Source organism: Microtetraspora fusca (assembly GCF_001570365.1).
Classification (GTDB): Bacteria; Actinomycetota; Actinomycetes; order Streptosporangiales; family Streptosporangiaceae; genus Microtetraspora; species Microtetraspora fusca.
Window position 1 is genome coordinate 2,174 of the sequence record NZ_BBYK01000056.1, and the last position, 15,974, is coordinate 18,147.

3 protein-coding genes (1 of these 3 cut by a window edge) are annotated in these 15,974 nt (G+C 75.4%); all 3 read left to right on the plus strand.

Annotated features, from left to right (window positions below; genetic code table 11):
* Tightly spaced (each overlapping or abutting the next), the 3 genes in view from AWQ68_RS25115 to AWQ68_RS25125 form a layout consistent with a single transcriptional unit that may run on beyond the window.
* The gene (locus AWQ68_RS25115; protein WP_066944334.1) at positions 1-765 is read left to right on the plus strand and encodes a thioesterase II family protein; all 765 of its coding nucleotides are present in this window, start codon (positions 1-3) and stop codon (positions 763-765) included.
* A complete protein-coding gene (locus AWQ68_RS25120; RefSeq protein ID WP_084464381.1) occupies positions 762-7,145 on the plus strand; it encodes a non-ribosomal peptide synthetase in 6,384 nt (2,127 codons plus the stop codon). Before AWQ68_RS25115 ends, AWQ68_RS25120 begins: the two co-directional genes overlap by 4 nt.
* On the plus strand, positions 7,135-15,974 hold the 5' portion of the coding sequence (locus AWQ68_RS25125; RefSeq protein WP_066944335.1) for a non-ribosomal peptide synthetase. It continues 1,054 nt past the right edge of the window; 8,840 of the gene's 9,894 nt are visible here — the first part of the coding sequence; the start codon lies at positions 7,135-7,137; the stop codon falls past the right edge of the window. Before AWQ68_RS25120 ends, AWQ68_RS25125 begins: the two co-directional genes overlap by 11 nt.

Below are 15,974 nucleotides of genomic sequence, written 5' to 3' on the forward strand. Positions count from 1 at the left end.
ATGACTGATCCGAGAAACCCCTGGCTGGCTCGCTTCCGCCCGGCCGGAGCCGGGGACCTGCGGCTGATCTGCCTCCCGCACGCGGGCGGCGGCGGGGCGACCTTCCGCGACTGGGCGGACGACCTGCCGCCCGGGATCGACCTGTGCGGGGTGCGCCTCCCGGCGCGGGAGAGCCGCCTGCGGGAGAAGCCGTACCTGCGGATGGACGACCTGATCCCCGCGCTCGCGGACGGCCTGGCCGACGTGCTCGACGGGCGCTTCGCGCTGCTCGGCTACTGCTCGGGCGCGCTCACCGCGTACGAGCTGACCCGCTTCCTGCTGGACACCGGGCGGCGGCCACCGGAACTGCTCGCGATCTGCGCCTTCCCCTCACCCGAGCTGGTGGAGCCGACGCAGGTGCACCGGCTGCCCACGGAGCGGCTCGCCGCCCACCTGCGCGGGCTCGGCGTCATCCCGGACGCCATCCTCGCCGACCCCGGGCTGTTCTCCATGTTCGAGCCGGGCGTACGGGCGGACTACGAGGTGTTCGAGACCTGGACCCACCGCGAATCGGGACCGCTGCCCGTCCCGATCACGGTCTTCGGCGGCCACGCCGACCCCAGCGTGACCATGGCCGAGCTGGCCGCCTGGCGGGGCCGGAGCACCGGCGAGTTCACGCTGCGGGCCCTCCCCGGCGACCACTCGTTCTTCACCGCGGCACGCCGCAGGATCACCGGCGCGCTCGTCGCCGACCTCCTCGCCGGGCAGGCGGTGAGCCGCCGATGAGCAACCCGGACGGACTCTCCGACGTCAAACGGCGCCTTCTCGCCCGCCTCGCCGCCGGATCGGCCGGAGCGGGCGGGCCGGTGGGACCACCGGCGACCAGGGTGCCGCGCCGGCAGGGCACCGATCCGGTGCGCCTGTCGTACGCCCAGGAGCGCGTCTGGCTGATGGACCGGCTGGCCGGTGAGCTGCCGCTGTTCAACCTGGTCATCGCCGGACGGGTGCGGATGGACGTGGACCTGGCCGAGATGCGGCGCCGGCTGGCCGAGATCGTGGCGCGGCACGACGCGATGCGCATGTCCGTGGCCGAGATCGACGGCGAGCCGGTCATGCGCATCGCGCCCGCCGTGCCGGTCGAGATCCCGCTGGTGGACCTGTCGCGCGCCGACCCCGCCGCAGCCGAACGGCTGGCCTTCGAGCGCGCCTACGAGACCGGGATGCGCCCCTACCGGCTCGACGTCGCGCCGCTGTGGCGGGTCGAGCTGCTACGGCTCGGCGACGGCGACCACGTCCTGGTGATCGCGGCCCACCACATCGCGGTCGACGGCACCTCGCTGACCCTGATCCTGCGCGAACTGGCCGGGTTCGAGGCCGCCCCGGAGCTGCTCGTGGGTTACGCGGACTACGCCGTCTGGCAGCGCGAACGCATGGAGAGCGGCGGCTTCGACGCCGAGCTGGACTACTGGCGCGACCGGCTGGCGGGGCTGGAGCCCCTGGAGCTGCCCGCCGACCGGCTCCGGCCCGCCCGGCCGACGTACGTAGGGGACTCGCTGCACGTCGCCATGGACCCCGAGCTGGCGCGCCGCCTCGTCGAGGTCGGCCGGGCGGCGGGCGCCACGCCGTACATGACGGTCATGGCGGTCTTCTGCGTGCTGCTGCACCGCTACACCGGCGCGCGGGACATCGGGTTCGGCAGCCTCGTCTCCGGGAGGACCGAACCCGAGCTGCACAACGTGATCGGCATGTTCGCGAACATGGTGGTGGTCCGCGCCGACCTGAGCGGCGACCCCGACTTCCGCGCCGTCGTGGGCCGGGTCAAGGAGGCGCTGCTCGGCGCGATGAAGCACCAGAACGTGCCGTTCGAGCGCCTGGTGCAGGAGCTGCGGCCCGACCACGACCGGTCGGCGCCGCCGCTGGTCCGCGTCGCGTACAACATGCCGGCCGAGACGACGGCGCTGCCCCGGATCGGCGAGTCGGTGCCGCTCGACATCACCCGCCACGGCTCCCAGCTCGACCTGACCCTGCACATGATCGAGGAGGCGGGCACCCTCCGGCTGACCTTCGAGTACGCGACCGACCTGTACGACCGCGAGACCGTGCGCCGGATGAGCGACCACTTCCTGCGGCTGGCCGCGGGCGTGGCGGACGACCCGGGGCGGCCGGTCGCGCGGATCGCGATGGCCCCGCCCGGCGAGGAGCGGGCGCTCCGCTCGTTCGAGGAGGGGCCGGTCCGCGGCGGCCGGACGCCGCTGCACGTGCTGGTCGCCGAGCAGGCGCGGCGCACTCCGGACGCGGTGGCCGTCCTGCGGGGCGGGCGGCGGATCACCTACGCCGAGCTGGACGCCGACGCCGAGGCGCTCGCCGGGCGGCTGCGCGCGTGCGGCGTCGCGCCGGAGACGCCGGTCGCGGTCTGCCTGGGGCGGGTGCCGTACCTGCCCGCCGCGCTGCTCGGCGTCTGGAAGGCGGGCGGCGCGTACGTGCCGCTCGACCCGGGCCACCCCCGTGACCGGCTGGAGGCGGTGCTCGACGACACCGGCATCGAGGTGGTGGTGACCTCGCGCGAGCTGGCCGGGGTCATCCCGGGAGGCCCGCGCCGCCTCGTCCTCGTCGACGAGCTGGAAGACCTGGACCTCGACGGCACGGACATGCCGTGCGGCCGGGCGGACGCGGCCGTCCACGCGGACAACGCGGCGTACGTGATGTACACCTCCGGCTCGACGGGCCGGCCCAAGGGGGTCGTCATCACCCACGGCGGCATCGCCAACCGGGTCATGTGGACGGTGCGGCGGCACGGCTTCGGCCCCGGCGACCGGGTCCTGCAGAAGACCCCGCTCACCTTCGACGCGGCCGGGTGGGAGTTCTTCGCGCCCCTGGTCAGCGGCGGCGCCGTGGTGCTCCCGGAGGACGGCGTCGAGCGCGATCCCGCCGCCATCGTGCGCGCCGTGGGCGACCACGGCGTCACCATCCTCCAGGTCGTGCCCGCGCTGCTGCGGCTGCTGGTGGACGAGCCGGGCTGGGAGCGCTGCGGCGCGCTGCGGCTGCTGTTCTGCGCGGGCGAGCCCCTGCACGCCGAGCTGTGCCGGCGCGTCCGCGCGCTCACGGACGTGGAGATCTGCAACACGTACGGCCCGACCGAGTGCGCCATCGACGTCACCGCCCACGAGGTCCAGGACGAGGAGGGGCCCGTCCCGATCGGCGCGCCCATCGACGACACGCGGGTCCTGGTGCTCGCGGGCGGGCAGCGGGCGCCGCTCGGCGTGCCAGGCGAGCTGCTCGTCGGCGGGGTCGGCGTCGCCCGCTGCTACCTGAACCGGCCGGGCGCGACCGCCGAGCGGTTCGTCCCCGATCCGTACGGCCCGCCCGGGGCGCGGCTGTACCGGACCGGCGACGTGGCGCGGTGGAACCCGCGGGGGGAGCTGGAGTTCCTCGGCCGCACCGACGACCAGGTCAAGATCAACGGAGTCCGGGTCGAGCCCGGCGAGGTGGAGGCCGCGCTGGCCGCGCACCCAGCGGTCCGGGCCGCCGTCGTGACCGTCCAGCGCATGCCGACGGGAACGGCGCGGCTCGTCGCGCACATCACGACCAGGAGCCCGGTGACCCCGGCCCGGATCCGCGACGACCTGCGGGAGCGGCTCCCCGACACGCTGATCCCCTCGGCGGTGGTCGAGGTCGCCGACTTCCCCAGGACCAGCAGCGGCAAGATCGACAGACAGGCTCTCGCGGCGCTGCCCGTACGCGAGGAGGCGGGGCGGTCCGCGTCCCCGATGACCGCGACGGAGGAGGTCGTGGCCGGGGTGTGGCGCGGGCTGCTCGGCGTGCCGGACGTCGGCCCGGAGGACGACTTCTTCCAGCTCGGCGGCCACTCGCTGCTCGTCGCCCGGCTCGCGGCCAGGCTCGGCGCGGCCACGGGCCGGCAGGTCGAGCTGCCGGAGCTGTTCGGCGCGATGACGGTCCGGGCGCAGGCCCGCTACCTGGAGAGCCGGGCGAGGCCCGCGCAGCCGCCGCTCGCCAGGATCGCCGCGGACGGCCCCGTGCCGCTGTCCTTCGGCCAGCGCCGCCTGTGGTTCCTCGACCGGCTCTCCCCGGGGAGCCCCGAGTACGTGGTTCCGCTGATCGTCCGCCTGCCCGGCGGCGGTCTCCCCGGCACGGACGTGCGCGCGCGGCTGCGCGCCCTGGCCCTCCGGCACGACGCCCTGCGCACCCGGTACGCCGCCGGGGAGGGCGAGCCGTACGCGATCGTGGACGACGAGGCACGGGTCGCGTACGAGGAGGCGGAGGCCGGTTCGCGCGACCAGGTGGCCGAGCTGGTCGCCGCCCGGCTCGCCCGCGGCTTCGACCTGGAGCGCGGCCCCGTCTGGCGGGCCCTCGGCATCCGCCTGCCCGGCGGCGACGGCCTGCTGCTCCTCACCGTCCACCACATCGCCTGCGACGCGCGCTCCCTGGAGATCATCGCCCGCGACCTCCACACCGAGGGCACGGGTGTGGGATCGGAGCCGCCGGTCGGGTACGCGGACTTCGCCGACTGGCAGCGCCGCGCTCTCACGGGTGAGCACCTCGACCGGCTGCTCGGCTTCTGGCGGGAACGGCTCGACGGGCTGGCGCCGTTCGACCTGCCGGCCGACCGGCCGCGGCCCCCCGTCCGCGACCCGCGCGGCGCGATGCTCGCCTTCGAGGTGTCCCGCGAGATCGGCACGCCGCTGCTCGACCTCGGCCGCCGCGCCGGAGCCACGCCGTTCATGACGATGTTCGCCGCGTTCTGCGTGTTCCTCGCCCGGCACACGGGCCGGACCGATCTGGCCGTCGGCGTCCCCGTGGACGGCCGGGACCGGCCCGAGCTCGACGACGTCGTGGGCTTCTTCGTCAACACGCTCGTGCTGCGCGCCGACCTCGGCGGCGATCCGAGCTTCGCGGACCTGCTCGACCGGGTCAGGGAGCGCACGCTGGACGCCCTGGCCCATCGGGACCTGCCGTTCGAGCGGCTGGTGGACGAGCTGCGGCCGGAGCGCGACCTCGCCCGGACGCCGATCGTCGGCGTGCTCTTCGACCTGCAGACCGGCGACGACCCGGGCGTCGCCGCGGACGACGACATGCTCTCGGCGTGGCGCACCGCCAAGGCGGACCTCACGCTCATGGTGCGGCTGCTGCCGGACGGCACGCTGTCCTGCCGGTTCGAGTACGCCACGGCGCTGTTCGAGCGGGCGACCGTCGAGCGGTTCGCCGCCCGGTTCGCCCGCCTCCTTGAAGGGCTCCACGGCGACCTCCCGGTCTCGCGGGCCGAGTTGCTGGACGAGGGGGAACGGCTGCTGACGGAGCGGCGCGGCCGGGGCGCCTCCGTACCCGAGCCGCCCGCCTGCCTGCACGACCTGGTGGCCGCGCAGGCGCGGCGCACCCCGGACGCCGTCGCCGTGGCCGCCCCGGGCACGGCCGGGCTCCGCTACCGCGATCTCGTCGTCCGCGCCGCCCGGCTCGCCGCGCGGCTGCGCGCGGCCGGCGTGGGCAGGGGCGACGTGGTCGGCGTCTGCCTGGAGCGCGGGCCGGATCTGGTGGTCGCGCTGCTCGCCACGCTCCATGCCGGAGCCGCCTACCTGCCGCTCGACCCGGCCGACCCGCGCGAACGCCTCGCCTGGCTGGTCGCGGACACCGACGCCGCGGCGGTGATCACGGACGCGGGCGACCTCTTCCCCTCCGCCGTGCCCACCGTCTCGCCGAAGGAACCCCCGGAGACCTCGCACGGCGAGGCCGCCCCGCCCGAGAAGACGGACCCGCGGGACCTCGCCTACGTCATCTACACCTCGGGATCGACCGGCACGCCCAAGGGCGTGATGATCGAGCACGCCGCGATCGTCAACCGGGTGCGCTGGATGCAGCGCGCGTACGGCCTGCGTCCGGGGCACCGGGTGCTGCAGAAGACCCCGTTCACCTTCGACGTCTCGGTGTGGGAGTTCTTCTGGCCGCTCACCACGGGCGCGACCCTCGTCATGGCTCCGCCCGGACTGCACCGGGACGCGCTCGGGCTGGCCGCGCTCGCGGAGGCGGAGGGGGTCACCCACCTGCACTTCGTCCCGTCCATGCTGGACACGTTCCTCGCCGTCGGAGCGCGCCTCCCCGCGAGCGTGCGCGAGGTGTTCTGCAGCGGGGAGGCGCTCGGCGCGGCCACCGTCCGCCGCTTCCGCGAGGTCTCCTCCGCTCGCCTGCACAACCTGTACGGGCCGACCGAGCTCTCGGTCGACGTCACCTTCCACGAGGTGGACGGTCCGCATCCGGCGCCCGCCGACGTGCCGGCCGGCGTTTTCGGCACCGTGCCCATCGGGGTGCCGATCGACAACGCGCACGCCGTGGTGGTGGACCGGGCGGGTGAGCGCGTCCCGGTCGGGGTGGCGGGGGAGCTCCTGGCCGGCGGCGCGGGTGTCGCCCGCGGCTACGTGAACCGGCCGGGCCTGACGGCGGACCGGTTCGTCCCCGACCCGTACGGCCCGCCCGGGGCGCGGCTCTACCGGACCGGCGACGTGGTGCGGTGGACCGCGTCGGGCGACCTGGAGTTCCTCGGCCGCGCCGACGACCAGGCGAAGATCCGCGGCGTCCGGGTCGAGCCGGGCGAGGTCGCCGCCGTCGCCGCCACCCATCCCGGCGTACGCGAGGCCGTGGTCGTGGCCGACGGCGACCGCCTCGTCGGCTACTACGTGCCCGAACGGGGCGAGCCTCCGGGCGAGGGCGAGCTGGCGCGGCACTGCGGACGGAGGCTGCCCGCGTTCATGCTGCCCGTCGCGTGGATCGCCCTCGACCGGATGCCGCTCGGCCGCAACGGGAAGCTCGACCGCCGGGCGCTCCCCGCGTACCGGCCGGTCCCGGCGGCGGGGGACGGGCGCCCGAGCACCGCGGCGGAGAAACGGGTCGCCGCGGTCTGGGCCGAGCTGCTCGGCGTCGAGCCGGGCGCGCACGACGACTTCTTCGCGCTCGGCGGCCACTCGCTGCTCGCCGTGCGCGCGCAGCACCGGCTGGCCGAGGAGTTCGACGTGGACGTGCCGCTGCGGGTCCTGTTCGAGGCCACCACGGTGGCCCGGCTGGCCGAGGCCGTCGAGGCCGAGCTGGAGGCGCAGATCGCCGGGTTGTCCGACGCCGAGGTGGAGAGCCTGCTGTCCCAGGGAGCGCGCGATGACGCATGACACCGTACGATCGGCCGCACTCCGCCGCGAGCTGCTGGAACGGCGGCTCGCGGGGACGCGCGGCTTCGGCGCGGACCTGCCCAGGGCGGACCGGTCGCGCCCGATCCCGGTCTCGCCCGCCCAGCGCCGCCTCTGGTTCCTCGACCGTCTCGACCCCGGGAGCGCCGAATACGCCGTCCCCCTCGTCCTGCGGCTGCGCGGCGCGCTGGACCGCGACGCGCTGCGCCGCGCCTTGTCCGAGCTGGTCGCCCGGCACGAGGCGCTGCGCACGCGCTTCGCGCTGGGCGACGACGGCGAGCCGTACCAGGTGATCGACCCGCCCGCGCCCGCCGAGCTGCTCGTCGCCGAGCTCGGCGACGAGCCGCTCGACCGGGCGATCGCCCGCGAGGCGTGGCGCGGCTTCGACCTCGCCGGTGCGCCGCCCTGGCGGGCGCTGCTCCTCCGCGTGGCCCCCGACGAGCACGTGCTCGTGCTGACGCTGCACCACATCGCCTGCGACGGCTGGTCGCTGGGCATCCTGAGCCGGGAGCTGACGGCGCTGTACGCGGGGTCCGCGCTGCCCGCCGCGCCGCGCCTGCAGTACGCCGACGTCGCCGCCTGGCAGGCGGCGCGGCCGGTGGCGGGCCGTGACCTGGACCACTGGCGCGAGCGGCTCGCCGACCTGAGCCCGGTGGAACTGCCGACGGACCGCCCGCGTCCGGCGCGCCGCCGTCCCGAGGGCGCGGTGACGGTGTTCTCGGTGCCCGTGAAGGTCGCCGCGGCCCTCGCGGCGGCGGGGCGGGCCCGGGGCGCGACGCCGTACATGACCCTGCTCGCGCTCTTCTGCCTGCTGCTCGCCCGGCACGCGGGACGCACCGACGTGGCGGTCGGCTCGCCCGTCGCCGGGCGGTCCCGCCCCGGGCTGGAGGGCGTCGTCGGCTTCTTCGTCAACATGCTGGTGCTGCGCGCCGACCTGCGCGGCGATCCCACCTTCCCCGAGCTGCTCGACCGCGTGCGCGAGACGGCGCTGGCCGCGTTCGCCCACCAGGACCTGCCGTACGAGCGGCTGGTCGACGAGCTGAGCCCCGACCGCGACCTGTCCCGCAACCCGATCTTCCAGCACGTGTTCGCCTACGAGGACGACGTGCCGGGGCCGACGGGCGTACCCGATCCCGCCTTCCCGACCGTTCCGCTGGGGGTCGCCGACCCGTCGAGGGGTTTGGAACCGTCGGGGGGCGCCGCCGGGCCCTTCAGCGGCGCCGAACCGCTGACGACGGTCCGGCCGCACGGGATGCCGGAGCCGTGGGCGGAGACGGTGCCGGTGGCGCCGGTCACGGCCAAGTTCGACCTGCAGTTCACGCTGCGGCGGCAGGCGGACGGCTCCCTGGTGGGCGTCGCCGAATACGCCACCGCGCTGTTCGACGCCGCGACCGTGGATACGCTGGCGGCCCGTTTCGTGCGCCTGGCCCGGGCGGTCGCCGCCGACCCCGGGGCCAGGCTGAGCGAGCTGCCCGTCCTCGACGACACCGAGCGCGCGACGCTGCTCGCCTGGAGCGGCGCCGCACCGGCCCTGCCCGGGGGGACGCCACCCCACACCGGCACAGCGGCGGCGCTCAGCGCCGATCCGGTGGCGCGAGAAAGCGACGTGGTTCCGCTCCAGCCCGATGGGGTGCGCGACCTGCTCGTCGGGGACGGGATCCCTCCCGGGGCCGCACCGGACGTGGTCGCCAGGTTCGAGGAGTGGGCGCGGATCGCGCCCGCGCGGGTCGCGCTCGTCGCGGGGGAGACGCGGCTCACCTACGGCGAGCTGGACGCCCGCGCCGACCGGCTCGCCCGCCGCCTGCGCGCCGAGGGGGCCGGCCCCGAGAGCCGCGTCGGCGTCTGCCTGGGCCGGGGCGCCGATCTGGTCGTCGCGCTCCTCGCCGTGGCCAAGTCCGGCGGCGCCTACGTGCCGCTCGACCCCGCCTATCCACGGGAGCGGCTGCGGTTCATCGCCGCCGACGCCGGCATCCTGCTGACGGTCACCGAACGGCGCCATGCCGCCCTGGTGCCCGGCCGCCGAATCCTGCTCGACGCCCCCACCGCCGACACCCCGGCGGGCACCGATGATCGCGTGCCCGGTGCGGAGGCGCCGGGGCTCAGTCCGGAGCGGGCGGCGTACGTGATCTACACCTCGGGGTCGACCGGACGGCCCAAGGCCGTGCTGGTCACCCACGCCAACCTGGCCCGGCTGTTCACCGCCGACAGGGAGCGGTTCGGATTCGGGCCGGACGACGTGTGGACGCTGTTCCACTCCTTCGCCTTCGACTTCTCGGTGTGGGAGCTGTGGGGCGCGCTCGTCCACGGTGGACGGCTGGTCGTGGTCCCCTCCGAGGTCGCCAGGGAGCCGGAGGAGTTCGCCGCCCTGCTGGCGGCCGAGGGCGTGACCGTGCTCAACCAGACGCCGTCCGCGTTCGCCGCGCTCGCGCCCGTCGTCTCGGACGTGTCCCGCCTCCGACTGGTGATCTTCGGCGGCGAGCGCCTCGACGCCGCCACGCTGCCGACCTGGCCGGGCGTCGAGATGATCAACATGTACGGGATCACCGAGACGACCGTCCACGTCACCCTCGCCTCCGTCACCAACCGGATGACGGGCAGCCCGATCGGCCGGCCGCTGGCGGATCTCCGCGCGTACGTGCTGGACGCCTTCGGCGACCTCGCGCCTCCCGGGGTCACCGGCGAGCTGTACGTGGGCGGGGCGGGCGTGACCCGCGGCTACCTCGGACGGCCGGGCCCGACCGCCGAGCGGTTCGTCCCCGACCCGTACGGCCCGGCGGGCGGCCGGCTGTACCGCACCGGCGACCTCGCCCACTGGACGGCCTCCGGCGAGCTGGAGTTCCTCGGCCGGGCCGACCAGCAGGTGAAGATCCGCGGCCACCGGATCGAGCCGGGCGAGGTCCGGGCCGCGCTGCTCGCCCACCCGTCGGTGTCCGACGCGGCGGTGGTGGCCCGCGAGGACGCGCCCGGCGCGCGGCGGCTGGTCGCCTACGCGGTGCCCGCGGACGTCTCTCCCGCCGCGCTCCGCGACCACCTCCGCCGGACGCTGCCGCCGTACATGGTGCCCTCGGCGGTCGTCCCGCTGGACGCGCTGCCGCGCACCGCCACGGGGAAGCTCGACGTGGCGGCGCTCCCCGCGCCGGACGGGGCGCGCGAGCGGGGTTTCGTCGCCCCCGCGACGCCCGGCGAGCGGCGGATGGCCCTGGTGTGGCGGTCGGTGCTGCGGCGCGAGGCGGTCGGAGCGCACGACGACTTCTTCGATCTTGGCGGCGACTCGTTGCGGGCCGTCGCGCTGGTGGGCGCCCTGCGGGAGGAGGGCTTCGACGTCGCGGTCCGCGACGTGTTCGAGCACCGGACCGTCGCCGCGCTGTGCGCGCACGCGGAGGGCCGCCCCGCGCCCGCGCCGCACGCGTCCGTCGCGCCGTTCGCGCTGCTCGACCCGGCCGACCGCGAGCGGCTCCCGGACGGGGTGGCCGACGCCTACCCGCTGACCCGCATGCAGGCCGGCATGGTCTACGAGATGCTCGCCGACCCCGACGTGCGGAACTACCACAACGTCACGAGCTTCAGCATCAGGGACGACGCGCCCTTCTCGGAGTCCGCGCTCCGCGCGGCGGCCGCGATCGTGGTGGCGCGGCATGAGGTGCTGCGCTCGTCGATCGACCTCACCGGCTACTCCGAGCCGCTCCAGCTCGTCCACGCGGAGGCGGAGATGAGCGTCGGCGGCGCCGACCTGCGCGGCGATCCCGACCAGGCCGCGCGGATCGCCGGCTTCCTCGCCGCCGAGCGGGCCACGCCGTTCGACCTGTCCGCCCCGCCTCTGCTGCGGGTGTTCGCCCACCGGGTCGCCGACCACACCTGGCGCCTGTCGATGACCGAGTGCCACGCGATCCTGGAGGGCTGGAGCTACCACTCGCTGCTGATGGAGCTGCTGGCCTGCTACCGCGCGATCCGCGACGGGCTCCCGGTGCCCGAGTACGAGGTCCCGCCCGTCCGCTACGCCGACCTCGTGGCCGCCGAACGCGAGACGATGGCCGACCCCGCCTCCCGGGCGTACTGGAGCCGGGCGGTCGAGGATCACGCCAAGCTGGAGCTCCCGGCACCCTGGGCCGACCCCGAGGGCGGGCGCGAGCCGTACCAGATCGGCGTCCCGCTGTTCGAGCTGTACGAGGGGCTGAGCGCGCTGGCCTCGGCGGCGGGCACGCCGCTGAAGAGCGTGCTGCTCGCCGCCCACCTGAAGGTCCTCTCCCAGCTCACCCACGAGGCCGCGTTCCACACCGGGCTGGTCTGCGACACCCGCCCCGAGGCGGCAGGGGCCGACCGGGTCTACGGCATGTTCATCAACACCGTGCCCTTCCCGTTCCGGGTCACCGCCCCGACCTGGCGCGAGCTGGTGCGGGACGCCTTCGCCGCCGAGGTCGGCATGTGGCCGCACCGGCGCTTCCCGCTGCCCGCCGTCCAGCGCGAGCTGGCCGGAGGGCGGCAGCTCGTCGACGTGTATTTCAACTACCTGGACTTCACCGTCGTCGACACCGAGCTGGTGGACCTGCCGGAGAGCATCGACGTCAGCCCGAACGAGTTCCCGCTGTCGGTGACCGTCCTCGGCGGCATGCTCACGCTCACCTCCCGCCCCGAGGTGCTGCGCCGCGCCGACGCGGAGCGGCTCGCCGGCATGTACCGGGCCGTCCTGGCCTCGATGGCGGCCGACCCCGGCGGCGACGCCCTCGCGTCCTACCTGCCGGGCGACGAGCGGCGGCTGGTGCTCACCGAGGTGAACGACACCGCGCTGCCCCGGCCGGGCATCAGCGCGTCCGCCGTCATCGAGGAGTCGGCGCGGCTGCTGCCCGACGCGGTCGCGGTGACCGCCTGGGACGGTTCCCGGCTGACCTTCGCCGAGCTGGACGGCCGGGCCAACCAGGTCGCCTGGCTGCTGCGCGACCTCGGCGCGGGGCCGGAGACCGTGGTGGGCGTCTGCCTCGACCGCGGCCTCGACCTGCTGCCCGTGCTGCTCGGCGTGTGGCGGGCGGGCGCGGCCTACACCCCGCTCGAACCCGCCCACCCGGCCGAGCGGTGGGGCGCCGTGCTCGCCGACTCCGGCGCGCGGATCGTCGTCGCGGAGGCCGCCTACGCCGACGAGCTCGGCGAGGTTTACGGCGGCGCCGTCGTCACGGCCGGGGAATGGGACGGCCGGCCCACGCGCCGGCCACCGATCCACGAGGCCGACGGTCTCGGCGGTCTCGCGTACGTGATCTACACGTCCGGCTCCACCGGACGGCCGAAGGGCGTCCTGATCGACCACCGGGGCCTGGCGAACTACCTCTGGTGGACGGTCGAGAAGTACGCCGCCCACGGCTGCGGCGGGGCGCCGCTGTTCTCCTCGATCGCGTTCGACATGGTGGTGCCCGATCTCTTCACCCCGCTGATGATCGGACAGCGCGTCCACATCCTGCCGCCCGACCTCGACCCGGGCGACCTCGGCCGCCTGCTCGCCGAGGCCGCGCCGTACAGCTTCGTGAAGCTCACCCCCGGCCATGTCGAGCTGCTCGCCCATCAGCTCGACCCCGACCAGGCCGCCGGGCTCGCCGAACTGCTCGCGATCGGCGCCGACGCCTTCCCGACCGGCGTCCTGGACCGGTGGGCGGCGATGGCGGGCGACACCCGGCTGCTCAACGAGTACGGCCCGACCGAGATCTCGGTGGCCAACAGCACCTTCGACATCGACGGTCCGGTCGACGGCGACCTGGTGCCGATCGGCCGTCCGATCCCCAACACCACGATGTACGTCCTCGACCGGAACCTCGAACCGGTGGCCGTCGGCGTCATCGGGGAGATCTACATCGGCGGCGACGGAGTGGCGCGGGGCTACAACGGCATGCCCGCCCGCACGGCGGAGCGCTTCGTCCCCGACCCGTACGGTCCGCCCGGCGCCCGCCTCTACCGGACCGGCGACCTGGGGCGGTTCCGGCCCGGCGGCGACGTCGACTTCCTCGGCCGTACGGACGACCAGATCAAGATCCGGGCGTACCGGATCGAACCCGGCGAGATCCAGGCCGTGCTCAACGCCCATCCGGACGTCCACGAGACGCTGGTGCTCGCGAAGGGCGACCGCCTGGTGGCGTACTGGGTGCCCTCCCGGACGCCCGGAGCGGAGCCGGGCCCCGAGGGGGCGACGGCGGCCGGGGGCGCGGAGCCCGTGCGGCGAGCCTGGAGCGCCACGGATGCGGAGGCGGGGCCGGGGCCCGACCTGGCCGGCTGGTGCCGCGACCGTCTCCCCGACTACCTCGTGCCCGCCCATTTCATCCGGATCGCCGCGATACCGCTCAACGCCAACGGCAAGGTGGACAGGAAGGCGCTGCCGGAGCCGGAGGAGACCGGCGAGCGGGTCCGCGTCGCGCCCCGCACCGACGTCGAGCGGCGGATCGCCGCGATCTGGGCCGAGACGCTGGGCGTGGAACCCGGCGTGACCGACGACTTCTTCCGTCTCGGCGGCCACTCGATCCTGGTGGTCCGGATGACCACCCGGCTCCGGGAGGAGTTCGGCGTCGCACTGCCGGTCCGCGCCGTCTTCGACCGCCCCACCATCGAAGGCATCGCGCGGCTCGTCGCCCCCGGACCGGACGACGGAACGGTCGGCGAGGCGGACGGCGTGGCGGACGGCGGGGCCGCCCCGGTGGCGGCGCCCGAGCCGATCCCGCCCGTGGAGCGCACCGGCCCGCTGCCGTTGTCACCCGCCCAGCGGCGGCTGTGGCTGCTGGACCGGCTCAGCCCGGCGAGCCCCGAATACCTCGTGCCGATGGCGGTCCGCCTGCGCGGCCCGCTCCGTCCCGAGCGGGTACGGCAGGCGTGGGACGGCATCGCGGCCAGGCACGAGATCCTGCGGACCCGCTACGTCGTCGTGGACGGCGAGCCGCGCCAGATCGTCGATCCGCCCGGTCCGGTCCCGTTCGAGACGGCCGACGTCGGCGCGGGCGGCGAGGCGGAGGCGTGGCGGCGCGCTCTCGACGCGGCGCGGCGGCCGTTCGACCTGGCCGGGCAGTGGCCGGTGCGGGTGCAGGTGCTCCGGATTGCGCAGGACGATCACCTCCTGGTCGCGGTGCTCCACCACATCGCCTGCGACGGCTGGTCCACCCGGCTGCTGAGCGAGGAGTTCGCCGCCCGCTACGCGACCGATGCCGAGCCCGCCGCGCCGCGCCTGCAGTACGCGGACTACGCGGCGTGGCAGGGGGACCGGTCCGTCGGCGGCTCGCTCGCGTACTGGCGCGACCGGCTCGCCGGGCTGGGCCCGCTCCCGCTGCCCGCGGACCGGCCCCGCCCGAAGGCGCGCGACTGGGCGGGGGACACCGTGACCTTCGCCGTGCCGGACGCCACCGCGCGGGCCCTGCGCGACCTGGCCCGGCGGGAGGGCGCCACCCTCTTCGCCACGCTGCTCACCGCGTTCCAGATGCTCCTGGCCCGCCAGACCGGGTCCCGCGACATCGCGGTCGGCACCCCGGTGGCCGGACGCGACCACCCCGACCTGGCGGGCATGGTCGGCTGCACGGTCAACACGCTCGTGATCCGCGCCGACCTGACGGGCGATCCGGCGTACACCGACCTGCTCGCCGCCACCCGGCGGACCGTGATGGACGCGCTCCAGCACCAGGACGTGGCCTTCGAGACGCTCGTGGAGGAGCTGTCCCCGGAGCGCGACCTGTCCAGGAACCCGCTGTTCGACGTGATGTTCACCGTCGAGCACGGCGACACGCGCGGGGTGTGGCAGGGCGGGGCGGACGCCGCGCCCGTCGTGCTCGACGCGGCCGTGGCGAAGTTCGACCTCACCCTTCACCTGGACGAGAACGCGGACGACGGCTCGCTCACCGGGCTGTTCGAGTACGCCACCTCGCTCTTCGACCGGACCACGATCGAGCGGCTGAGCGGTCGGTTCCTCCGGCTCCTCGATGACATCGCCGCCGACCCGTGTGCCCGGCTGTCCGGCCTCGGCCCGCACGTCGCGCCGGTCCCCGTACGTGAGGTCGAGGCGGGGGTGTGGCGGTCGGCTCCGGATTTGGTGGCGGCGCGTGCGGTGGCGGTCCCGGATGCGGTGGCGGTGGTTTCCGGTGGTGGGGCGCTGTCGTTCGGGGAGCTGGATCGGCGGGCTCGTGGGGTGGCGGGCCGGTTGCGGCGGCTGGGCGTCGGTCCGGAGTCTCTGGTGGGGGTGTGCCTGGAGCGTGGGGTGGATCTGCTTCCGGTGTTGGTGGGGGTGTGGTACGCGGGGGCGGCGTATTTGCCGGTGGAGCCGTCGTGGCCGCCGGCCCGGCGGCGGGCTCTGCTCGCAGACGCCGGCGCCCGCGTCCTGATCGCCGCCGAGGGGGCGGGCGAGTGGGGGCCGGGGGTCGTGGTGGTCACTCCGGAGGAGTGCCCGTCGTGGCGTCCGGAAGACGCGCCGGACAGTGCGGCTGGGGCGGTCCCGGTCGCATCGGGCGGGCTGGCCGACGGGGCCGAGGCGGTGCCGGTCGCGGTCGATCCGGATTCGCTGGCGTACGTGATCTACACGTCGGGCTCGACCGGACGGCCCAAGGGGGTCGAGGTCAGCCACCGCTCGCTGGTCGCCTATCTCCTGGACGCCGCCGCGCGGTACGACGCGGCCGGAGGCTCGGTGCTGCTCTCCTCGGTCGCGTTCGACATGGCGGTCACCGCGCTCTTCGCGCCCCTCGTGGCCGGAGGCTCGGTCCGCGTGCTGCCCCCGGACGTGGATCCCGCCACGCTCGGCCGGTCGCTGGCCGAGTCCGGGCCGTACGGCTTCGTGAAGATGACGCCCGGTCACATGGAGGCGGT

Excerpts from the sequence above, each read along its gene's own strand:
- AWQ68_RS25115 (WP_066944334.1), top strand. The coding sequence starts at position 1 with ATGACTGATCCGAGAAACCCCTGGCTGGCTCGCTTCCGCCCGGCCGGA.
- AWQ68_RS25120 (WP_084464381.1), top strand. The coding sequence starts at position 762 with ATGAGCAACCCGGACGGACTCTCCGACGTCAAACGGCGCCTTCTCGCC.